Here is a 326-nt window from a genome sequence, read left to right as displayed (position 1 = left end):
GGCAATGACCGCCATGTTTTCGCCTTCGGCCGTGGTAAAAAGGTCGATCTGCTTACCGTTCTTTTCCACCGTCCAGGCCGTCATGCCGACGGAACTCATATCGCGCTTTTGCACGATTTTCCCATAGCGAGAAACAGCTTTCTCTGCCGAGAGCTGCGCGTGCCCCTGTGCGAACGGCAGCATGGCCGCGATCACGGCGACAAACAACTTTTTGATGTTCACGATTCTACACTCTCGTCAGAAATCAATGGTTCTGAAATTCTAACAAAACCGGCCGATCTTATCATCAAAAGAGTGAATTACCTATCGCCTGCGCGCTCATACGC

At 51.5% G+C, this 326-nt stretch carries 1 protein-coding gene; it reads right to left on the bottom strand.

Features of this window, described 5'->3' with window-relative positions; genetic code table 11:
* Positions 1–222, bottom strand: a 222-nt coding sequence (locus ACR6JA_RS22065; protein WP_494599516.1) for a hypothetical protein, incomplete at its 3' end; no start/stop codon positions are given.
* Between the last annotated feature and the right edge of the window lie 104 nt (positions 223–326).

Source organism: Cedecea sp. B1(4), from assembly GCF_059414925.1.
The sequence above is the reverse complement of the archived record's forward strand: the minus strand, read 5'-3'. Positions and strand labels throughout refer to the sequence as shown.